This is a genomic window from Acrocarpospora corrugata (genome assembly GCF_009687845.1).
Taxonomy (GTDB): Bacteria; Actinomycetota; Actinomycetes; order Streptosporangiales; family Streptosporangiaceae; genus Acrocarpospora; species Acrocarpospora corrugata.
Genome location: NZ_BLAD01000054.1, coordinates 61074 through 81330, shown reverse-complemented (window position 1 = coordinate 81330; position 20257 = coordinate 61074). Strand labels below are relative to the sequence as shown.

The 20257-nt window shown below is 69.0% G+C and carries 19 protein-coding genes, 1 tRNA gene, 1 pseudogene and 2 riboswitches; of the genes and pseudogenes, 6 read left to right on the top strand and 15 right to left on the bottom strand.

The genetic code is table 11. From position 1 onward, the window contains the following. Positions 1 to 26: 26 nt before the first annotated feature. From Acor_RS20030 to Acor_RS20015, 4 genes are all read right to left on the bottom strand, one after another. Positions 27 to 2564, bottom strand: coding sequence for an ABC transporter permease (locus Acor_RS20030; protein WP_155338216.1), 2538 nt, complete (start codon positions 2562 to 2564; stop codon positions 27 to 29). Positions 2565 to 2567: 3 nt separating this feature from the next. Continuing rightward, entirely contained in the window at positions 2568 to 3311 is a 744-nt protein-coding gene (locus Acor_RS20025; RefSeq protein WP_155338215.1) for an ABC transporter ATP-binding protein, read from the bottom strand. A gap of 114 nt (positions 3312 to 3425) precedes the next feature. Beyond that, entirely contained in the window at positions 3426 to 4088 is a 663-nt protein-coding gene (locus Acor_RS20020) for a response regulator transcription factor (RefSeq protein ID WP_155338214.1), read from the bottom strand. Continuing rightward, positions 4085 to 5275 carry a sensor histidine kinase gene (locus Acor_RS20015; protein ID WP_155338213.1) on the bottom strand — a complete coding sequence of 397 codons (1191 nt, stop codon included), beginning with the start codon at positions 5273 to 5275 and terminating at the stop codon, positions 4085 to 4087. Before Acor_RS20015 ends, Acor_RS20020 begins: the two co-directional genes overlap by 4 nt. Positions 5276 to 5760: 485 nt before the next feature. On the opposite strand from Acor_RS20015, the gene Acor_RS20010 reads away from it, so the two are divergent. Further along, positions 5761 to 6390, top strand: a complete 630-nt coding sequence (locus Acor_RS20010; protein WP_155338212.1) for an ArsR family transcriptional regulator — start codon at positions 5761 to 5763, stop codon at positions 6388 to 6390. Next, entirely contained in the window at positions 6387 to 6854 is a 468-nt protein-coding gene (locus Acor_RS20005) for a hypothetical protein (RefSeq protein ID WP_155338211.1), read from the top strand. The genes Acor_RS20010 and Acor_RS20005 overlap by 4 nt, the downstream gene beginning before the upstream one ends. A gap of 243 nt (positions 6855 to 7097) precedes the next feature. On the opposite strand, the gene Acor_RS20000 is transcribed toward Acor_RS20005, so the two are convergent. Both Acor_RS20000 and bcp read right to left on the bottom strand, forming a co-directional pair. Further along, positions 7098 to 7171 (bottom strand) — tRNA-Leu (locus tag Acor_RS20000). 96 nt (positions 7172 to 7267) lie between these two features. Further along, positions 7268 to 7741, bottom strand: a complete 474-nt coding sequence (bcp, locus tag Acor_RS19995; protein ID WP_155338210.1) for a thioredoxin-dependent thiol peroxidase — start codon at positions 7739 to 7741, stop codon at positions 7268 to 7270. A 142-nt stretch (positions 7742 to 7883) separates the two neighbouring features. Between bcp and Acor_RS19990 the strand changes: the two genes are divergently transcribed. Next, the gene (locus Acor_RS19990; protein ID WP_155338209.1) at positions 7884 to 8273 is read left to right on the top strand and encodes a DUF3618 domain-containing protein; all 390 of its coding nucleotides are present in this window, start codon (positions 7884 to 7886) and stop codon (positions 8271 to 8273) included. A gap of 11 nt (positions 8274 to 8284) precedes the next feature. On the opposite strand, the gene Acor_RS19985 is transcribed toward Acor_RS19990, so the two are convergent. Next, entirely contained in the window at positions 8285 to 9466 is a 1182-nt protein-coding gene (locus tag Acor_RS19985) for an amino acid deaminase/aldolase (protein WP_155338208.1), read from the bottom strand. Positions 9467 to 9641: 175 nt separating this feature from the next. Here Acor_RS19985 and Acor_RS19980 point away from each other — a divergent pair, with 175 nt between their 5' ends. Continuing rightward, positions 9642 to 10241, top strand: a complete 600-nt coding sequence (locus Acor_RS19980; RefSeq protein WP_155338207.1) for a DUF6286 domain-containing protein — start codon at positions 9642 to 9644, stop codon at positions 10239 to 10241. Continuing rightward, entirely contained in the window at positions 10241 to 10702 is a 462-nt protein-coding gene (locus Acor_RS19975; RefSeq protein ID WP_155338206.1) for an Asp23/Gls24 family envelope stress response protein, read from the top strand. Before Acor_RS19980 ends, Acor_RS19975 begins: the two co-directional genes overlap by 1 nt. Here the strand turns inward: Acor_RS19975 and Acor_RS19970 are convergent. The 8 genes and pseudogenes from Acor_RS19970 to Acor_RS19935 form a co-directional block, all read right to left on the bottom strand. Beyond that, positions 10689 to 11855, bottom strand: coding sequence for a hypothetical protein (locus tag Acor_RS19970; protein WP_174876171.1), 1167 nt, complete (start codon positions 11853 to 11855; stop codon positions 10689 to 10691). The two genes, Acor_RS19975 and Acor_RS19970, sit on opposite strands and share 14 nt — an antisense overlap. A gap of 280 nt (positions 11856 to 12135) precedes the next feature. Further along, positions 12136 to 13545 carry an L-serine ammonia-lyase gene (locus Acor_RS19965; RefSeq protein WP_155338205.1) on the bottom strand — a complete coding sequence of 470 codons (1410 nt, stop codon included), beginning with the start codon at positions 13543 to 13545 and terminating at the stop codon, positions 12136 to 12138. A 23-nt stretch (positions 13546 to 13568) separates the two neighbouring features. Further along, complete coding sequence (gene gcvH, locus Acor_RS19960; protein ID WP_155338204.1) at positions 13569 to 13955, bottom strand: glycine cleavage system protein GcvH; 387 nt, start codon at positions 13953 to 13955, stop codon at positions 13569 to 13571. Beyond that, complete coding sequence (gcvT, locus tag Acor_RS19955; protein WP_155338203.1) at positions 13952 to 15028, bottom strand: glycine cleavage system aminomethyltransferase GcvT; 1077 nt, start codon at positions 15026 to 15028, stop codon at positions 13952 to 13954. Before gcvT ends, gcvH begins: the two co-directional genes overlap by 4 nt. A gap of 34 nt (positions 15029 to 15062) precedes the next feature. Continuing rightward, positions 15063 to 15157: riboswitch (glycine riboswitch) on the bottom strand. Next, positions 15158 to 15255: riboswitch (glycine riboswitch) on the bottom strand. It lies immediately after the preceding riboswitch. Positions 15256 to 15329: 74 nt separating this feature from the next. After that, positions 15330 to 15941 (bottom strand): annotated as a pseudogene (locus tag Acor_RS19950) (gamma-glutamyl-gamma-aminobutyrate hydrolase family protein); the annotation flags it as partial. A 5-nt stretch (positions 15942 to 15946) separates the two neighbouring features. Continuing rightward, positions 15947 to 16711: a 3-oxoacyl-ACP reductase gene (locus Acor_RS19945; protein WP_155338202.1), complete on the bottom strand. Its 765-nt coding sequence runs from the start codon at positions 16709 to 16711 to the stop codon at positions 15947 to 15949. Positions 16712 to 16720: 9 nt separating this feature from the next. Next, complete coding sequence (locus Acor_RS19940) at positions 16721 to 18058, bottom strand: aldehyde dehydrogenase family protein (protein ID WP_155338201.1); 1338 nt, start codon at positions 18056 to 18058, stop codon at positions 16721 to 16723. Continuing rightward, complete coding sequence (locus tag Acor_RS19935; protein ID WP_155338271.1) at positions 18055 to 19398, bottom strand: glutamine synthetase family protein; 1344 nt, start codon at positions 19396 to 19398, stop codon at positions 18055 to 18057. Before Acor_RS19935 ends, Acor_RS19940 begins: the two co-directional genes overlap by 4 nt. A 117-nt stretch (positions 19399 to 19515) precedes the next feature. Between Acor_RS19935 and Acor_RS19930 the strand changes: the two genes are divergently transcribed. Next, positions 19516 to 20241: a FadR/GntR family transcriptional regulator gene (locus tag Acor_RS19930; protein WP_155338200.1), complete on the top strand. Its 726-nt coding sequence runs from the start codon at positions 19516 to 19518 to the stop codon at positions 20239 to 20241. Positions 20242 to 20257: the final 16 nt, after the last annotated feature.

Sequence of the window (20257 nt, the reverse complement as noted above, 5' to 3'; positions counted from 1 at the left end):
TCCGGGAGCGGGCGCGAATGGGTCGGTCAGGTGCTGGCGAGGGCGTCCACGATGGAGGCGCGGGACGCGCGGCGGGCGGGGAGCAGGGCGGCCAGTACCCCGGCCAGGCCGGAGAGGACCAGGAAGACGAGGATCTGGTCGACCGGGGCGCGGAACAGAACCTCGAACGGGAAGGTCTGCATCGCGGCCCAGCCGAAGACCGTGCCCAGCGTGATGCCGATCAGCGCGCCGATGAGCCCCAGCAGGAGGGCCTCCAGGGAGAGCATGTGGCGCAGCTGCGGGCGGGTCAGGCCGAGGGCGCGGAGCAAAGCGGATTCGTGGGTGCGTTCATGCACGGACAAGGACAGGGTGTTGGCGATGCCGAGGATGGAGATCAGGATCGCCAGGCCCAGCAGCCCCCCGAAGATCATCAGCATCATGTCCAGGGCGTCGTCGAACTCGCCGCGGAGCTCGGTCGCGCTGACCACCAGCGCCGTGGGGTACGGCTGCGCGACCGCCTCCACCGCCCGGCGGGCCACGTCGGAGGCGACCCCGTCCTTCGCGTTCACGTAGACGCCGGCGTTGTCGAGCCGGCCGAAATAGCGCTCGAAGTCCGCGTCCGGCAGGGTGATCGGCGCCTGGTCGGTGCTCTCCCGGTCGAAGGTCGCGACGATCTTCAAGGTGACCGGTCCGGCTTCCTTGGTGGTCAGCTGGAGCGTGTCGCCCACCTTGCGGCCCAGGTCGCGGGAGACGTCGTCGTTCAGGGCCGCGGTGCCGGCGACGAGGTCGCCGAACGAGCCCGTGGTCGCCTGCGGCCGGAAATCCGGCGCGATCGGGAAATTTCCCACCTGGTAGCGGCTGGTGTCGAGGGCCGCGTCGGGGCCGGCCAGCCGGGCGTCCGCGCGCCGCATCTCGATCACCGAACCGACCTCGGGGCGCTGCCGCAGCTGGTCGGCCAGCGCGCGCGGAACGAGCGAGTCGCCGCCACGCTGGTCGGAGATCATGTAGTCGACCGGGAACTGCGCGTCCAGCTGGGCCTTGACCGTGGCCCGGGTGGTGGCCGTGATCACCGAGATCAGCGTCATCAGGGTGACGCCGATGGTCAGGGCCACGGTCGTGGTCGCCGCCCGCTTCGGGTTGCGGCGGGCGTTGTCGACGGAGAGCTTGCCGGGGACGCCGAACAGCCGCCTGGGGAGCCAGCCGACGAACGACGCGAGCGGGCGCATCAGGACCGGGCTGATGACGAGCACGCCGAGGAAGAAGACCCCGCCGCCGGCCATGATGATGATCAGCGACTCCTGGCTGCCGCCGGTCGTCACGCCGGCCACGGTCAGGCCGGTGCCCGCCAGGAGGAAGAGGGTGGCGAAGACGGTCCGTACCAGACCGGCTTTGAAGGTCTGCTCCTCGACCTGGGAGCGGAGCGCCGCGATAGGGGCGACCCGGGTGGCGGCGCGGGCCGGGAGCAGGGCGGCGCCGACCGTGACGACCAGGCCGATCACCACCGCGAGGATGATCGTCCGGGGCGTGAGGGCGATCGCCGCGCCGACCGGGACGGGGGCGTCCAGCACGCCCAGAGCGGCCATCGCGCCCGCGCCCAGGCCGAGGCCGAGCAGCAGGCCCAGGCCGGAGGAGAGCACGGCCACCACGACGGATTCGAGCAGGATCGAGCCGAAGATCTGGGCGCGGGTCGCGCCGATGCAGCGCAGCAGCGCCATCTCGCGGGTGCGCTGGGCGACCAGGATGTTGAACGTGTTGTAGATCACCAGCGCGGCCACGAACATCGCGATCACGCCGAACAGCAGCAGCATCAGGGTGAGGTAGCCGGTGTCGACGTTGCTCTGGAGGGCGAGCTCGTCGGCGTACTCGCTGCCGGTCTTGACCTCGTAGCCCGCTCCGATGGCCGCGGCCACCGCGTCGCGCAGCTGGGCCGGGTCAGCGCCGTCCGCGCCCGCGACGTCGACCTCGCGGAAGCCCTTGGCGTCGATCATGCGCTGGGCGGTGTCGGTGGTGTAGCCGATCGCGCCGGTGTAGCCGAGCTGCTGGTCCACGCCGGTGTCGAAGAGCCCGACCAGGGTGAAGTCGTTCTTGGCGCCCTTCGCGTCGAGCACGGTGATGGTGGCGCCGATGGCGAACTGCCTGGTCTGGGCGGTGTTGTCGTCCATGATGGCGTCGGTCGGCTTCGCGGGGGCGACGCCGCTGGTCAGGACGACGCGATTGAGCGGCCCTGAGGGGACCGAGAGACCGGTCGTCGGGAAGTTGCCCGCCGCCTTGCCGTCCTTGCCGAGCAGCGGGGTCGGGCCGCTGACCAGGCCCTGGGCGTCGGTGACCCCGGGGACCGCCCTGATCTTGGTCAGGGTTTCCGCCGGGATGAAGGGGAGTTCCTGGGCGTTCTGCTCTGCTTTCGGGAAGACCGCGACGCTGATCTTGGCCGCGTCGGCGGTGAACTTCTGCCGGAAGCCGACCTCGATCGTGTCGGTGAGCACGAAGGTGCCGGCGATGAAGCCGACGCCGAGGGTGATCGCCAGCGAGGTGAGCAGCAGCCGGAGTTTGTGGGCTCGCAGCCCGGCCAGGGTGGTTCTGAGCACCGGTCAGGCCTCCAGCTTCAGCAGCATGTCCAGCACGGTCTGCGGCGTGGGGTCGGTCAGCTCACTGACCAGCAGGCCGTCCCGGAGGAAGACGACCCGGTCGGCGTACGATGCGGCGCCGGGGTCGTGGGTGACCATGACGATGGTCTGGCCGAGTTCGCGGACCGAGTGACGGAGGAAGGCCAGCACCTCCGCGCCGCTGCGGGAGTCCAGGTTGCCGATCGGCTCGTCGGCGAAGATCACATTTGGCTTGCTGATCAGCGCCCGCGCGACGGCGACGCGCTGCTGCTGCCCGCCGGACAGTTCGCTCGGCCGGTGCGAGAGCCGGTCGCGCAGCCCGACCGTGTCGATCACCCGGTCGAACAGCACCTGGTCGGCCTGGCGTCCGGCGATCTCCAGCGGCAGCCGGATGTTCTGCTCGGCGGTCAGGGTGGGCAGCAGGTTGAAAGCCTGGAACACGAAACCCACGCGCTCCCGGCGCAGCAGCGTCAGCTGCTTGTCGGACAGGCGGGTGATCTCGACGTCGCCGATGGCCACGCTGCCCTCGGTCACCGTGTCGAGCCCCGCGAGGCAGTGCATGAGCGTGGACTTCCCCGATCCGGACGGGCCCATGATCGCCGTGAACGCCCCCGTGGCGAAGCTCACGTCGACCCCGCGCAGGGCGTGCACCGCCGCGTCGCCCTGGCCGTATATCTTGGCGAGTCCCTTGGCTACGACGGCGTGCCGGACCTCGGTGGTAATGGTCATGAGGTCAACGCTAGGGCCGGATTCGCGGCCATTCCTCGGCCCTCGGAATGGGCTCGGGCTGGTCCTCCGGGAGCCTTCGGCCAGGCGTGGTGCGACTCCTGAGGTAGCGCGGGCTCACCCTTTCGGCCGACTGGAGATCAGGCCGCTCTCGTAGGCGTACACGACGGCCTGGGCTCGGTCCCGCAGTTCGAGTTTGGCCAGGATGCGGCCCAGATGCGTTTTCACCGTGGCCTCGGCCAGGTGCAACTGAGCGGCTATCTCCATATTCGACAGCCCGCGCGCCACATGCAGCAGCACTTCGCGTTCCCGCGCCGTCAGCACGTTCAAATTGCCCACCGGCCTGCTCTCACTCGGCAGGTACGCGGTGACGAGATCGAGCAGCCGCCGGGTCGTGCTGGGCGCCACGACGGCATCCCCCACATGCACCGACCGGATCGCGCTCAGCAGATCAGCGGGCGGCACATCCTTCAGCAGAAATCCGGACGCCCCCGCTCGAATAGCCGCGAAAGCATATTCATCCAAGTCGAACGTGGTGAGAATCAACACCTTCGGCGCATCCGGTTCGGCGAGAATCAACCGCGTCGCCTCAACCCCATCCATTCGAGGCATCCGCACATCCATCAGCACGACATCCGCCCTGATTCCACGCAACGCCGCCACCGCCTCGGCCCCGTCGGCCGCCTCGGCGACGATCTCGATGTCCGGCTGCGCTCCCAGCACCATCCGGAACCCGGTCCGGACCAGCTGCTGATCGTCCACCAGCACCACCCGGATCACGCCGCCCCCTCGCGCAGGCCCGCCGGCAGCCGCGCCACCACCAGGAACCCGCCCCCGGTACGGGGAGCCGCGTCCATGGTCCCGCCATACATCGTGACCCGTTCCCGCATCCCGATCAGCCCGTGCCCCCCTTCGCTCACCCGAGCCGCCGCGCCACGCCCGTCATCCATCACCCTGATCACGATCTCCTGCCTACCGGCCTCCACCCGAACCCCGGCCCGAGCCCCCGGCCCACCGTGCTTGAGGGTATTGGTGAGTGCTTCCTGAACAATCCGATAAATCACCAACTGCTCGCCCTCCGGCAACCCCGACAGATCACCATCGACCGTCATGTCCACCGGCAACCCCGACACGCGTACCTGCCGGACAAGCTCCTCCAACTGCCCCAACCCCGGCTGCGGCTGATACTCCTCACCCGCCGCCGTGTCATCCCGCAGCACCCCCACCAGCCGCCGCATCTCGGTCAACGCCTGCCGCCCGGTAGCCGAGATCGCCTGTACGGCCCGGCGCGCCTGCTCCGGATCGTTGTCGATCGCGAACCCCGCCCCATCGGCCTGCACCACGATCACGCTCACGTTGTGCGCCACCACGTCATGCAACTCCCGCGCGATCCGCGCCCGCTCCGCCGCCGTCGCGATCAACGCCTGCTGATCCCGCTCCCGCTCGGCCCGCTCCGCCCGCTCCTCCAGCCCCAGCACGAACCGCCGCCGCATGTTCGCGTAGATCCCCGCCATCCAGATCGCCACCACGAACACCGACGCGTTCGCGAACACCTCCAGACTCAGATCATTCCAAGCCCGCAACGCCAGATAAGTCCCGAACTCCGCGACCGCCCCCGCCCCCAGCGCCCACTGCACCGGACACCGCGCCGCGACCCCATACATCCCCACCAGCACCGCGAGATTCGCCGGCAACGGCTCAACCCCCAGCAGCCACTGCCCCAGACTGATCCCCGCCACGACCGCGAACACCGCACGCGGATAACTCCGCCGCCAAACCAACGGCCCCAGCAACGCCACCGACAGCCCCACCGCCGCCGGCACACTCAACCGCAGACTCGTCGCCACAAGCGGAGCCCCGACCGCCTCCGGCACCGTAACCAGACAGAAAACCACCAATGGCGCGATGGCCACCAGGTCCACCACCGCCCGATGCCCCCGCCTCCAGGCCCGCAGTCTGCCGAACATGCCCCCACGATACGTATCCCCTGCTCAATCCCGGTCCGCCTCAGGACTGATTCCCACCTACGACTCAGGTCGCAGACCCCGCTTACACCCCCCTTACGACCCACCCAGCATCATCATTAACGGGAACGCCCCTTGGGGTAGGTAAAGGGATAAGAACCGATGGTGGATCGCCAAAAGGGTCGCGCGGTGCCAGGACACACCGCGCGACCCTGCCACCACACCAAAGACCACGGCGGAGTCACTCCGAGACTGCTGCGGGCCCCGGAGCCGACTCCGCCGGCTATTTTCCCCAGAACATTCCGGCGAATTCGCGATAAATCAGGAAATGCGCCTCTGAGGCCCGAATAGTCCCAGCGAGGCCCGGCACCTGCCGCCCTACGCTCGTCGCCGGGTGAGCTCTGAGCGGGCCTGTTCACCCGCCCGGTGACGAGGTAATCTGTCAAAACGCCAGAATATCCTGGCTGTTTGACAGTAATATACCGAGCGTGATCGAGCCGTCACGCTCATGCCTGCTGGAGGATCCAGGCATGCAGCAGCCACCGCCCAGCATCTTTCCGATCTTCCGCTCCCGGATCACCTGCGCGGTGCTGACCTTCACCTACGTGAGCGACCACGAACACTCCATAGGCGAACTGGCCGCCGCCGCCAACACCGACACCGGCACCATGGCGCGCGAGATCTCCCGGCTGGAGCAGGCCGCCATCCTCACCAGCCGGCACGTAGGCCGCACCAAACTGGTGCAGCCCAACCACACTGCCCCCTTCTACCAACCGCTACTCGACCTCATCACCATCACGCTCGGTCCCGCTCAAATCCTGGCCGAGGAACTGGCCGACCTCGTCGGCATCGAAGAGGCAGCGGTCTTCGGCTCATGGGCCGCACGCATGCACGGCGAACCCGGCCCGGCCCCCGTCGACATCGACCTCCTCATCATCGGCCGCCCCGATCGAGACAACCTCCACGACGCCACCGCCCGAGCGAAATCACGGCTGGGCCGTGAGGTCAACACCGTGGTCGTGGCGCCCAGACGCTGGGAAGCCGACGAGGACGGATTCATTCGCGAATTGCACCGCCGCCCCCGCGTCCCGGTTCTCTCCACGGACGGCCGCCAATGAGCTGGCCACGCGGCAGAGAAGAAATCATCGGAATGCTGCAACGCCGAGAACTCACCCAGGTCATCGCCGACACCCCACTCGCCGAACGACTACTTGCTACAGCCCGCCAACACCTGCTGAGCGCGGAAGCCCTCGCCTCCACAGACGCACACCTCGCCTATGCCGCCCTCCACGACGCCGTCCGCAAGTCACTGGCCGCCCTCCTGCAGATCCAGGGTCTACGCGCCACAGCCACCGGCGGCCACCTAGCCATCCAACACGCCACCCGCGCCCAATCCGGCGCCTCAATGGGCCCAATCTCCGCCCGATCGACCGCATCCGCACAACTCGCCACGAGATCGAATACCCCCACCACAACCACATGGATCGACGAGGACGGCGTCCGCGACGACCTACCGATTGCCATCGCCGTGGTGGACGCCGCAGACAAGGCGCTACCTCATCTCACAGTTTTCGTCTGGTAAACCCCACAGGGGCAACGCGAAGCTCCTGACGAAAAAGCGAATCGCCGGGCCACCCACCGATAATTATTCGCCAAGAAATAGGCAGAGCCCAATACCCACGGACTAAAACACGGCAACGCGATAGCAACCGTGGGGGGCGGTGCCCCCCACAGCGGGGGGCTCGGGGGGTCGTCCCCCCGTGTAACGAAGAACGACCCTGCGGGAAGGAAGCGCAGCTTCCGAACACGCAGGGTCGGTCGTTCGTGGGGCTGGCGGGACTCGAACCCGCACCGGCATGATCCTAAGTCATGTGCCTCTGCCAATTGGGCCACAACCCCATTGTTTAATTAGCGGAGAATTCGGGTTCGCCGAACGTCCGGGTGGCATCCATCTTACCTGGTGAGGGGTGGTGGGAGACACCCGGTTTTGCGGGGTCAGGAAATGGCCAGGTCCTTTAGGAGGCGGGCGACGTGGCCGGTGGCTTTCACGTTGTAGAGGGCCTTTTCGATTTTGCCCTCGGGGTCGATGACGAAGGTGGAGCGGATGACGCCGGTGATGGTCTTGCCGTAGTTCTGCTTCTCGCCGTAGGCGCCGTACGCCTTGTGGACCTCTAGGCCGGGGTCGGAGAGGAGGGGGAAGGTGAGGGCGTCGTGTTCGGCGAACTTCTGGAGTTTGGCCGGTTTGTCCTTGGACACGCCGAGGACGGTGAGGCCGTGGGCGGTCAGCGAGTTCAGGTTGTCGCGGAAGTCGCAGGCCTGTTTGGTGCACCCGGGAGTCATCGCGGCGGGGTAGAAGTACAGGATGACGCGTTTGCCGCGGAAGGCTTTCAGCGAGATGTCGGCGCCGGTGGCGTCGGGCAGGATGAAGTCCGGCGCGGCGTCGCCGGGCTCAAGCTTGGACTGGCTCACTTCGCCTCCGCGTGGCGTGTTCTGGGTTATCTCGGGCAGCGACGGGGTCGCGACGGCAACAAACTACCGGGTCGGGCGGCGTCCGGGGGCCGTACCCGACCTGGCACACTGATCACAGACGAGACAACAGGAGGGGATCGCCATGGCGGACACCGATCCCGCGGCGCTGGAGCGGAAGATCGAGCGCACCCGGACGGAGTTGGCGCGCACGGTCGACGCCATCGCGGACCGGGTCAGCCCCAAGCGGGTTGCGGGGCGCAACGTGGCCAAGGTGAAGGCGCAGGCCGAGCATGTCGTGACGACGATCGGCGACTTCATGGGCGCGCAGCGGTCGAACGGGGTCATTTCCGCGGGTCACCTCGCGAACGGGGTCGCGCCGGCGACGGCGAACGACACGGCGCGGGCCGGGGAGAGCGAGGGCTGGGAGGACGACTACCCGCCGCCGAACATCGCTCCGGTGCTGATCGGCGTGGGTGTGGCGCTGGCGGTGGGGGCCGCGATCCTCATCATGCGGCGGCGTCGTCGGCGGTAAGAGAAGACGGGTTACAGGAAGGCCTTGCCTTCGCCTCGGTACGTGGGGACTTCTTCGGTGATTTCGGAGCCCTCGATCAGGAGAAGGCTGGGGAAGTGCTCGCAGAGTTCGCCGGCTTTGGCGTGGCGGAACCAGACCCGGTCGCCCACCCGCAGGTCGTTGGCCGCCTCGCCGAGCAGGGGGGTCTGGACTTCGCCCGCGCCCTCGTCGGGGTGGTAGGCGAGCCCGGCCGGAAGGTAGGGCTGGGGCAGCCGGGTCGGGCCGGGCGCGCCGGAGGCGTGATAGCCGCCGCCCAGGACGGTGGCCACGCAGGGCGACGGTTTGCGGACCACGGAAAGCGCGAACAGGGCGGCGGGGATGCCGGTGAAATCGCGGTAGAAGTCGAATAGGCGCGGGTGGTAGAAACCGGAACCCGCGGCTACTTCGGTTATCGCCTTTTCGCGTACGGTCCGGTCGAGGCTGCCGGTGCCGCCGCCGTTGACGAATTCCAGGTCGGTGACCTGGCGGACGGCCTGGACGATGCGGCCGCGCCGGATGATGAGTTCGCGGCGGGACAGGGTTTGCATGAGGCGGACGGCTTTGCCGTACAGGCCGGGGAGTTTGTCGCCGACGCCGGCGATCTGGGACTCGTAGGAGAGGAGTCCGACCAGGCGGAGTCCGGGGCGTTTGTCGATGTGGGCGGCGAGTTCGGTGGCCTGGTCGGGGTCGCGAATGGGGGAGCGCAGCGCGCCCGCGCGGAACTTTCCGGCCATGGCGACAAATCCAGCGTCGATATCAAGACATATCCGGATTTCGTGGGGGAGGCCGTCCAGGAGGTCCAGGTGGTCGGAGGAGTCGATGGTGAGGGTGATCTCGCGGGCTGCCCGGGGGTCGGCGCCGAGGGCGGCGATGGCGGTGCGGTCGGCGGTCGGGTAGGCGACCAGGATGTCGGTGAATCCGCAGGAGACCAGCCAGAGCGCCTCTTCGAGGGTGTACGCCATGATTCCGGCGAAACCCTCCATCGCCAGGACGCGTTCCAGGATCGCGCGGCTGCGGATCGACTTGCTGGCCACCCTGATCGGCTTCCCGGCGGCGCGGCGGACCAGGTCGGCGGCGTTGGCGCGCAGGGCGTCCAGGTCGACCACCGCGAACGGAGGTTCGAGCGCCGCGGTGGCCCGGTCATAACGGGCTGCCGAAGCCTCAGCAGATGTCATGAAATCTCCAGGCATCGCGGGTTACCGGTGCAGTTTAAGCCGCATCCGGCTTATATGAGCTGAGTTCATGTTAACGGGCGGTCCGGCAAACAATCAGGGCCTGCCTCTGCATGATCGGGCAAAGTGGCGAGTGCGCCGCCCGGGAGCCGTCCGGTCCGTGTATCCCTGGATGACCATGAGCACGGTTGAGGAGATCCTGACCGCCGTACCGGGCAAGCGGGTCCGGCGCAGGCTGGTCGCCAGGAGGGCCACCCGGACGCTGCACCCCGGCCGCACCGTGGCGGGGATCGCGGTGGCCGCCGTCGTGGCGATCACCGCATTGGGGATCATGGCGGAGATGGTCGCATTCTGGTGGGGCGCGCATTCGCTCTGGCCGGGGGTGTCCGGGGCGCTGGCGCTGACCTGGCGTGATCCGCTGGTGCCCGGGCTGGCGCTGGCGGCCGTCGCGGCCGGGCTGGCCCTGGTCGCGCTGGCCCTGCTGCCGGGGCGGGCCAAGCTGGTGGCCCTGGAGACCGTCGACGAGAGCGTGACCATGGGGCTGACCCGGTCCGGGCTGTGCCGTACCCTCGCGGCCGCGGCGCTCGCCGTCGACGGCGCGGATCTGGCGCGCGTCCGGCTGCGGCACGGGCGCATTCAGGTCACGGTGGTCACCGACGCGTTCCGCACCGGCGACCTGCTGCGCGAGGTGGGCGCCGCCGTCGGCGACCGCCTGCAGGGACTCGCCCTGCACGGCCGCCACGAGGTCGTGGTACGCCTGCGCCGGAGGAAGATCTGATGGGCAACCGGATCGGCCTCGCCGCCGTCGGCGTGTTCCTGGCTCTCAGCGGCCTGTTCGCCCTCTGGGCCCGGGACGCGCACCCCGACCGCCTGATCTTCGACACGACGTTCATCAACGGCTGGGCTCAGGCTCTGATCGCGCTGCTGCTCGTCATCGTGGCGCTGACCGCGATCCGCTGGGTCGCCTTCACCCTCGCCGAGCGACGGTACGGCGCTCGCCACGGGACCGGCACAGCCATGCTGGGCGTGGCGCTTCAGGGGTTGGACGGCATCGACAAGCTGGCCGTGCGGGTCGTTCCGGACAAGCGCACCCGGATTCGGATCCGCTGCCGTCCGTCGGCGCAGCTGGGGGACGTGGCGCGGCGGCTGGACGACCAGGCGGTCGCCCGGGTGCGCAGCGTGCTCGGGTCGGGCAGCACGCTACCGGTCGTGGTGTATCTGCACGTCACCCGGTTGTGAACGCGTGCTGCCCGGTACGGGTGGCCGAGTGGCGGCCCGCCGGCGCGTCGCCGGACGAGCGCCGGGCCAGGGCCAGCCCGGCGGCGAGGCAGGCCAGCGGGACGACGGGGACGACATAGCGGTGATCGAACGCCGCGATGAGCGGCGGCAGGAACGTCAGGGTCATCGCGGCGGCCCACGGCAGGAGCGCGGACATCGTGTCGGCGAATCGGCCCCGGACCCACCGGACGGCCATCCCGGCCAGACCCGCGAGCAGGATCGCCGCCAGCAGGGGCCCGCGCAGGAATCCCTGCTCCTGATAGGCCCGGAGCCAGCCCGCATAAGGTTCCACGATGGTGGTCTCGCCACTGGAACCCTGGTATTCGACGGTCAGCTGGGTCGCGGTTCGCCCGGCTGAAGCCACTTTGTCGGCGAACGGGCGTACCGAGTCAGGGAAGACATATGCGCTTTGCGGGCCCGGCGACGGATATATACGGCGGTTCCATTCGAAAGTCCAGAGGGCGTCACTCAGGCCGGTCATCAGGAAGTCGAACGGCTGGCTGCGGATGACCAGAGAGGTGAACTCGCTGGTCAGTTCCTCTTTCTCCGCTCCGCTCCGCACGATGGGCGAGCTCGGATCCCAGATGTACGCGGGCGCGGCCAGCCGAGGCCCGGCTTCCGGGCAGAGCACCGCCAGCTCCGGACGCGGATCCATGACCCGGCAGTCCGCGAAGGTCATCGTGCGCGACCACATCCACACATTGCTGCCCCCCATGCCGAACGAGCCATGAACGGCGTTGAACCAGGTCGCATACCCCCCGACCACCAGCCCGGCGGCGACTGCCCCCGCTCCCACAGCCCGCCAGTTCGCCCGCCGAAGCAGCAACCACACCACCGCCACCACGATCAGCGGCAGCCCAAGCGTCCGCGTGACCGTCGCCAAGCCAAGCAGCCCCAACCCGACCACCACCGCCCAAGCCGCGGGCCGCCACACCAGCAGCACGACCGCCATCACCACCAGAAAGGTGAACAGCAGATCCGCCATCAGCAGATGCTCCAACTGCACCTGATGCACATCCAGCAGCACCGGCGCAGCCGCCAGCGCCGCCCCCCAGCTGGGCAACTGAGCCCGCAACAACACCGCGTAGATCGCGACAGCAATCGCGATCCCCATCAAATGCTGCACAACCACGACAGCCTGCACACTGTCGAACAGCCACAGAAACAGCGAGTACCCCGCCGGCCGCGAAGGCAACGGCCGCAGATCAATAGCCGAACTCAGATAGGCAAACGAATCCGCCCAGAACCACAAAACCGGCCGATACCCCAGCATCGCCAGCCCACGCAGCCCAACCCCCGCGAGAAGCAGCCCCCCGAACAACAGGTGGACACTCCACCGCGAGCGAATCATCAGTCCGGCCTCCTCAAGTGGTTCGCCAGGATACTGCCGGACCTCAGCACTCCACGATGTTGACGCCGACGTGGGACTCGGCCTCGATGACGTTGACCGCCAGGCCGCCTCGGCTGGTTTCCTTGTATTTGGTGGACATGTCGCGGCCGGTGGTGCGGACGGTGTGGATGGCTTTGTCGAGGGAGACGAAGTGGCGGCCGTCGCCGCGGAGGGCGATGCGGGCGGCGGCGATGGCCTTGATGGAGGCGACCGCGTTCCGTTCGATGCAGGGGATCTGGACGAGGCCGCCGATGGGGTCGCAGGTGAGGCCGAGGTTGTGTTCGATGCCGATTTCGGCGGCGTTCTCGACCTGTTCGGGGGTGCCGCCGAGGACTTCGGTGAGGCCGGCGGCGGCCATCGAGCAGGCCGAGCCGACCTCGCCCTGGCAGCCGACTTCCGCGCCGGAGATGGAGGCGTTCTCCTTGAACAGGACGCCGACGGCTCCGGCCGTGAGCAGGAACCGGACGATTCCCTCATCATCGGCCCGAGGGATGAACCTGGAGTAGTAGGTCAGCACGGCGGGAATGATGCCGGCCGCGCCGTTGGTGGGGGCGGTGACGATGCGGCCGCCGGCGGCGTTCTCCTCGTTGACGGCGAGGGCGAACAGGGTGACCCAGTCCATGGCCTGGAGCGGGTCGCCTTCCGCGGATTCGCTCTGCAGGCGGCGCTGCAGCTGGTGGGCGCGGCGGCGGACCTTGAGGCCGCCGGGGAGCACTCCTTCGCGGGAGGAGCCCCGGCGGACCGAGTCCGACATGACCTGCCACAGCCGGAGCAACTCGGATTTGATCTGCTCGTCGTCCCGGCCGAAGGCGCGCTCGTTGGCGAGCATCAGGCCGGAGATGGACAGGCCGGTCTCGGCGCAGTGGCCGAGGAGTTCGGCGGCGGTGGTGAACGGATGCGGGAGCACGGTGTCGTCGGGTTTGATGCGGTCCGCGCCGGTGGCGTTCTCGTCCACCACGAACCCGCCGCCGACCGAGTAGTAGACCTTCTCCCGCAGCACGTCGCCCGAGGAGGTGGACGCGGTGAAGCGCATGCCGTTCGGGTGGTGCGGGAGCGAGATCTTGCGTTCGAAGACCAGATCCTCGCCCACCACGAACGGAATGTCGTGACTGCCGAACAGGCGGATCACGCCGGTCGACCGCATCTCGGCGAGGCGGGCCTCGACCGCTTCCACGTCGACGGTCTCCGGCTTCTCGCCGGACAGGCCGAGCAGGACGGCCTTGTCGCTGCCGTGGCCCTTGCCGGTGAGGCCGAGCGAGCCGTACAGGATGACCTCGACGCGGGCGGTCTTCTCCAGGAGGCCGTCCTGGCTCAGCGCGCGTGCGAAGCGGTGGGCGGCCGCCATCGGGCCGCCCGTGTGCGAGCTGGACGGCCCGATGCCGATCTTGAACAGGTCGAAGACGCTGATCGCCATTGATCTGTGCCTCTGCTAGAGGGTTATTCGCCCGCGGTGAGAGCGCCGTACTCCTCGGCGGTCAGCAGATCGGACGGGTCGCCGTCGATCCTGACGCGGAAGAGCCAGCCCTCTCCGTACGGGTCGGAGTTGACCAGGGAAGGGTCGTCGACGACGGACTGGTTGGTCTCGACCACCTCGCCGCTGACGGGGGAGTAGATGTCGCTGACCGATTTGGTGGATTCCACCTCGCCGACCGCGTCGCCGGCCGTGACCGTGCCGCCCACGTCGGGGACCTGCACGTACACCACGTCGCCGAGCGCCTCGGCGGCGAATTCGGTGATCCCGACCGTGACCGTCAGTCCGTCATCGAGGCCGGCCACCCATTCGTGCTCCTTGGTGTAGCTCAGCTCGCTGGGGATGGTGCTCACTTCTTCCTCCTGTAGAAAGGCAGGTCAACGACGTCGACCGGTTCGTGCGTGCCGCGGATGTCCACGGCCAGGTGATCATTTTCCGATACTTCCGGCCGCACGTACGCCATCGCGATCGGCTTGCCCAATGACTGCGACGGCGCACCGCTGGTGACCTCGCCGACGACCGCGCCGGACGCGTCCACGACCGGGTAGCCGTGCCGGGGGACCCGCCGCCCGCGGGCGACCAGGCCGACCAGGCGGCGGCGCGGTTCGGGGTTGGCCTCCAGTGCGGCGCGTCCGACGAAATCGCCGGGTTTGTCGAACTTCACTACCCTGCCGAGGCCCGCGTCGAACGGGGTGATCTCGGCGGTCAGCTCGTTGCCGTACAGGGCCATGCCGGCTTCGAGGCGGAGGGTGTCGCGGGCGGAGAGCCCGGCGGGGCGGGCGCCCGCGTCGGTCAGGGCCTGCCAGAGCGGTACGGCTTGATCGTTCGCGACGAACAGCTCGAACCCATCCTCACCGGTGTAACCGGTACGGGCGATCAGTGCCGAGACGTCCGCCACGATCCCGGGCAGCCCGGCGTAGTACTTCAGCCCGTCCAGATCGGCGTCGGTGAGCGTGGCCAGGATCTCGGCCGCCCGCGGGCCCTGGATGGCGATCAGCGCGCACTCCTCGGAGCGGTCGACCACCTTCGCCTCGAACCCGCCCGCGCGCTCGGTCAACTCGGCGGCGACGCGCGGATAGTTGGAGGCGTTCGCGCAGACCATGAACTCCTCGTCGGCCAGCCGGTAGACGATCACGTCGTCCAGCACGCCGCCGTCGGGGGCGCAGATCACCGTGTAGCGGGCCTTGCCGGGCGCGAGCGTGCTCAGCTGCCCGGTGAAGGCGTAGTCGAGGGCCTCGCCCGCCTGCGGGCCGGTGACGAAGATCTCGCCCATGTGGGAGAGGTCGAAGAGGCCGGCGGCGGTCCGAACCGTGTTGTGCTCGGCGGACTCGCTGCCGTACCGCAGCGGCATCAGCCAGCCGGCGAAGTCGGTGAGAGTCGCGCCGAGGCTCTGATGAACCTCGGACAGCGGCGTCGTTCGTGACATAGGGCGCACCTCAGGCAGGGTCGGATGTTACGCATCCTCCCCCTCTGTCATCGGTGCCTGAGAGCTTCGCCCGGATTTTGCCCGGACTTTCACCTTCGGCGAGGCGCAGGCCTGCTTTCCAGAGGTCACCTGGCCCGCACGGTCCTTTGCCTTGAGAGGTTCGCGGGGAGGGCTTGCTCCTTCAGGGGACCTGGCCGGATGCCAGGCCGCTCTCCCGCGCGGGATCACCGGTGTCCGGCCAGCCTAGCCGAAACCCGGCCACGAAGTCGTCGAAGAGGGGGCCGTCCTCGTCGACCTCGGGGTGCCACTGGACGGCTCGGACCCGCTCGTTCAGCCGCACGGCTTCGATGGTGCCGTCGTCGGCGACGGCGGTCACGGTGAGGCCGTCGGCCAGCCGGTCGACGGCCTGGTGGTGGTAGTGGGCGGGGGTGATCTCGTCGGCCTCGTAGATCTTGGCGAGTTCCGGCGAGAGCCGTACGGGGAGGCGGCCGTAGGCGCCAGGGGCCGGGGAGTGCCCGGTGTGGCCGACCACGTCGGGGACGTGCTGGTGCAGGGTGCCGCCCAGGGCGACGTTGAGCACCTGCATGCCCCGGCAGATCCCGAGAAAGGGCAACCCCGCCGCCAGCGCGGCCGTCACCATCGCAAACTCCGCGTCATCACGAAATTTCCGGATATAGGAGGTGGTGGGGTGGGGGTCGGCCGTGTAGCGGGCCGGGTCGATGTCGCCACCGCCGGCCACGATCAGGCCGTCCAGCCGCCCGACCAGCGTGGCGGGCTCCCCGGCGGGCGGCAGGATCACCGGCTGCCCGCCGGCGCGCTCGACCTGCCGCACGTAGTCGTACGGCAGCAGCGCCGCCTTCGTCTCCCACACCGTGTACGCCGCGGGTTCGACGTAGCAGGTGATCCCGATCACCGGCCTCACAGCGGCGTCACGTACGCGCCGGAGATGCCGCCGTCCACCAGGAACTCCGCCCCGGTGATGAACGACGCGTCGTCGGAGGCCAGGAACGCCACCGCCGCCGCGATCTCCTCCGCCCGCGCGAAACGCCCCATCGGCACATGAACCAGCCGCCGCTGCGCCCGCTCCGGATCCTTCGCGAACAGCTCCCGCAGCAGCGGGGTGTCCACCGGCCCCGGGCAGAGCGCGTTCACCCGGATGCCCTCCCGCGCGAACTGCACCCCCAGCTCACGACTCATCGACAGCACGCCGCCCTTGGACGCGGTGTACGACACCTGCGAGGTCGCCGACCCCATCACGGCCACGAACGACGCCGTGTTGATGATCGACCCCTTGCCCTGCCGCCGCATGTACGGCAGCACATGCTTGCAGCACAGATACACGCTGGTCAGGTTGACCTCCTGGACGCGCCGCCACACCTCCAGCCCGGTGGTCAGGATCGAGTCGTCGTCGGTCGGGGAGATCCCGGCGTTGTTGAACGCGATGTCCACACTGCCGTACGTGTCGTACGCCACCTGGAACATCCGGATCACGTCGTCCTCGTCGGTCACGTCAGCCCGGACGAAGACGCCGCCGACCTCCTCGGCGACCCGGTTGCCGACGGTCTCATCCAGGTCGACCAGGACCAGTTTGGCCCCCTCCGCGGCGAACCGCTTGGCGGTGGCCAGTCCGATCCCGCCGACGCCGCCGGTGATGACGGCCACCCGGTCCTGCAAACGCTGCATATATGCCCACTACTCCGATGCGATGAAGACGTTCTTGGTCTCGGTGAACGCGGCGAGCGCGTCCGGGCCGAGTTCCCGGCCGAGGCCGGACTGCTTGAAGCCGCCGAACGGCGTCCAGTAGCGGACGCTGGAATGCGAGTTGACCGACAGGTTCCCCGCCTCCACGGCCCGTGCCACCCGCAGGGCGCGCCCCACATCCCTGGTCCAGATCGATCCCGACAGCCCGTACGGCGTGTCGTTGGCGATCGTGATCGCGGCGGCCTCGCCGTCGAAGGGGACGACCGACACGACAGGACCGAAGACCTCCTCGCGGTAGGCCCGGTCCTCGGTCCCGGTCAGCACGGTGGCCGGGAACCAGAACCCCGGCCCGGCCGGGCAGTCCCCCTGGAAGTGGGGCTCGGACACGAAGGAGGCCACCCGCTCCCGGTGCTCGGCGCTGATCAGCGGCCCGAGCGCGGTGTCCGGATCACGCGGATCCCCCACCTTCAGCTCCTGTACGGCCCGCGTCAGCCGTTCCAGGAATTCCGGATACACGGAACGCTCCACCAGAATCCTGGACCGGGCACAGCAGTCCTGCCCGGAGTTGTCGAAGACCGCCATCGGCGCGGAAGCCGCCGCCTTGGCCAGATCGGCGTCGGCGAAGACGATGTTGGCGCTCTTCCCGCCCAGCTCAAGCGTGACCCGCTTGACCTGGCCGGCGGCCTTCGCGGCGATCTGCTTGCCGACCTCGGTGGAACCCGTGAAGACGATCTTCGCGATGGCGGGGTGATCGACCAGGCGGGCTCCCGCGACCTCCCCTGCGCCAGGCAGAACCTGGAGCACCCCCTCGGGGAGGCCCGCCGCCAAGGCCAGCTCGGCCAGCCTCAGCGCGGTCAGCGGAGTCCACTCGGCCGGCTTCACGATCACCGTGTTGCCGGCGGCGAGGGCCGGGGCGACCCCCCACATCATGATCACCATCGGGAAGTTCCACGGCACGATCACCCCGACCACGCCCAGCGGCTCCTGGAAGGTGAGGTCGATCCCGCCGGGCACCGGGATCTGCTTGCCGTGGTTACGTTCGGGCGCGCCCGCGTAGAAGTGCAGGACGTCGCGGACGTTCCCGGCTTCCCACCGGGCGTTGCCGACGGTGTGCCCCGCGTTGGCGATCTCCAGCTGGGCGAGCTCCTCGGCGTGCTCCTCGACCTGCCGGGCGAAGGCCCGCAGCAGCCGGGCCCGATCCCCGGGGGAGACCTCCCGCCAGGTCGCGTACGCCGCCCTGGCCCGCTCCACCGCGCGGTCGACCTCGGCGGCGTCGGCGAGCTCGACGTCGGCGACGACCTCCTCGGTCGCCGGATTGACGATCTTCACAGCCGCTCGAACCCCCGGAACAGCTCCCAGTCGGTGATGGCCGCGTCGTAAGCGGCCAGTTCCACTCTGGCGTAGTTGGCGTAGTGGTCCACCACGTCCTGGCCGAAGGCGGCCTGGGCGAGCGCGGACCCCTCGAACAGGCCGAGCGCGTCGCGCAGCGTCGCCGGGACGGCCTCCGCGCCGGAGACGTAGGCGTTTCCGCCGTACGGGTCTTCGAGCGGGAGCTCGTTCTCGATGCCGTGCAGCCCGGCCGCGATCAGCGCGGACACCGCCAGGTACGGATTGACGTCGCCGCCCGGCACCCGGTTCTCGATCCGCAGCCCTGGGCCGTGCCCGACCAGGCGGAGCGAGCAGGTCCGGTTGTCTATGCCCCACTTGACGGCGGTCGGGGCGAAGGAACCCGCCACATACCGTTTGTAGGAGTTGATGTTGGGCGCGTACAGCAGGGTGAGCTCCCGCATCGCGGCCAGCTGCCCGGCGATGAAGTGCTGCCCGACCCTGGACAGCCCGTACGGCTCGGAGCCGGCCATCACCGGCGTTCCGTCCTGGTCCCGCAGCGAGATGTGGATGTGGCAGGAGTTGCCCTCGCGCTGGTTCGGCTTGGCCATGAACGTCAGCGACATGTTCTCCTGGGCCGCGATCTCCTTCGCGCCGTTTTTGTAGATCGAGTGGTTGTCGCAGCTGGCCAGCGCGTCGGTGAAGCGGAACGCGATCTCGTGCTGGCCCAGGTTGCACTCGCCCTTGGCGGACTCGACGTACAGGCCGGCGCCCTCCATGCCCAGCCGGATCCGGCGCAGCAGCGGCTCCACCCTGGCCGTGCCGAGCAGCGAGTAGTCGACGTTGTAGAGGTTGGTGGGGGTCAGGTCGCGGTACGCGTTCCGCCACGCCTCCTCGTAGCTGTCGGCGTAGACGCAGAACTCCAGCTCGGTCCCCACGTACGCGCCCCAGCCGTGCTCGCCCAGCCGGGCCAGCTGGCGGCGCAGGATCTGCCGGGGCGAGGCCGTGACGTCGGAGCCGTCCTCCCAGACCAGGTCGGCCAGGAGCAGCGCCGTACCCTCCTGCCAGGGAACGCGGCGCAGGGTGGAGAGGTCGGGCTTGAAGACGAAGTCGCCGTAGCCGCGATCCCAGGAGGACATCGCGTAGCCGCCGACCGTGTTCATCTCGACGTCGACCGCGAGCAGATAGTTGCAGCCTTCGGCCGCGTGGCCGAGCACCTCTTCCAGGAAGTACCGCGCCGACAGGCGTTTGCCCTGGAGGCGGCCCTGCATGTCGGTGAACCCCAGCAGCACCGTGTCGATCCGGCCAGCCTCGGCCTCAGCTCGAAGCTGCTCCACAGTCAGCACGCGCGAGTCCTTTCTAAAAGTCTGGAATCAGACCAATGGAGGCATGCAAGCACCCGGTCTGTCAGCTCGTCAACTGCGGCTTGGGCTAATCTTGGGCCATTTGGAAGGGGGTGGATGATGACGGAACCCTCGCCTGTTTCGTTGCTGCGCCCGGTTAGATCGGGAAACGCCTTCGAGGAGACCGTCGAGCGGCTGCTTCAGGCGATCAAACTCGGCGTCGTCGCGCACGGCGCGAAGATGCCGCCGGAACGCGAGCTCGCCGCCCAGCTCGGCATCAGCCGCGTCACGCTCCGCGAAGCCATCAGGGCCCTGCAGGAATCCGGCTACCTGGACGTACGGCGGGGTCGTTACGGTGGCGCCTTCGTCGTCTACCGGCCGCCCGACCCGCGCCACGGCGATCTGCGCCGGGCCGTCAACGAGATGGGCCCCAGCGAGCTCGACGACGCGCTCACCTTCCGGATGGCCGTCGAATGCGGCGCGGCGCAGGTCCTCGCCGACCGCGACCTGACGCCCGCCCAGAGCGCCACGCTGCGCCGCAGGCTGGCCGACGTCAACGACGCGGGCCCGTCCGACTACCGGCGCCTGGACACCGCGTTCCACCTGTGCATCGCCGAGCTGACCGGCTCGCCGCTGCTCGCCGCCGCCTGCGCGGACGCGCGACTACGCGTCACCGACCTGCTCAACGCCATCCCGATCCTCAGTTTCAACATCCAGCACTCGGCCGCGCAGCACGCCGCGATCGTGGACGCCATCCTGGACGGCGACCCCGCTCTGGCCCGCCAGGCCGTCGCCGAGCACCTGGAGGGAACGGCGGCCCTGCTCAGGGGGTTTCTGGCGTAGGTAGCATCAGGTAACG

Bases quoted from the DNA above. Each gene is read 5' to 3' on its own strand.
- Acor_RS20025 (WP_155338215.1), bottom strand. From the start codon at position 3,311: ATGACCATTACCACCGAGGTCCGGCACGCCGTCGTAGCCAAGGGACTC.
- Acor_RS20015 (WP_155338213.1), bottom strand. From the start codon at position 5,275: ATGTTCGGCAGACTGCGGGCCTGGAGGCGGGGGCATCGGGCGGTGGTG.
- Acor_RS20005 (WP_155338211.1), top strand. From the start codon at position 6,387: ATGAGCTGGCCACGCGGCAGAGAAGAAATCATCGGAATGCTGCAACGC.
- Acor_RS19990 (WP_155338209.1), top strand. From the start codon at position 7,884: ATGGCGGACACCGATCCCGCGGCGCTGGAGCGGAAGATCGAGCGCACC.
- Acor_RS19985 (WP_155338208.1), bottom strand. From the start codon at position 9,466: ATGACATCTGCTGAGGCTTCGGCAGCCCGTTATGACCGGGCCACCGCG.
- Acor_RS19980 (WP_155338207.1), top strand. From the start codon at position 9,642: ATGAGCACGGTTGAGGAGATCCTGACCGCCGTACCGGGCAAGCGGGTC.
- Acor_RS19975 (WP_155338206.1), top strand. From the start codon at position 10,241: ATGGGCAACCGGATCGGCCTCGCCGCCGTCGGCGTGTTCCTGGCTCTC.
- Acor_RS19970 (WP_174876171.1), bottom strand. From the start codon at position 11,855: ATGGGGATCGCGATTGCTGTCGCGATCTACGCGGTGTTGTTGCGGGCT.
- Acor_RS19965 (WP_155338205.1), bottom strand. From the start codon at position 13,545: ATGGCGATCAGCGTCTTCGACCTGTTCAAGATCGGCATCGGGCCGTCC.
- gcvT (WP_155338203.1), bottom strand. From the start codon at position 15,028: ATGTCACGAACGACGCCGCTGTCCGAGGTTCATCAGAGCCTCGGCGCG.
- Acor_RS19945 (WP_155338202.1), bottom strand. From the start codon at position 16,711: ATGCAGCGTTTGCAGGACCGGGTGGCCGTCATCACCGGCGGCGTCGGC.
- Acor_RS19930 (WP_155338200.1), top strand. From the start codon at position 19,516: ATGATGACGGAACCCTCGCCTGTTTCGTTGCTGCGCCCGGTTAGATCG.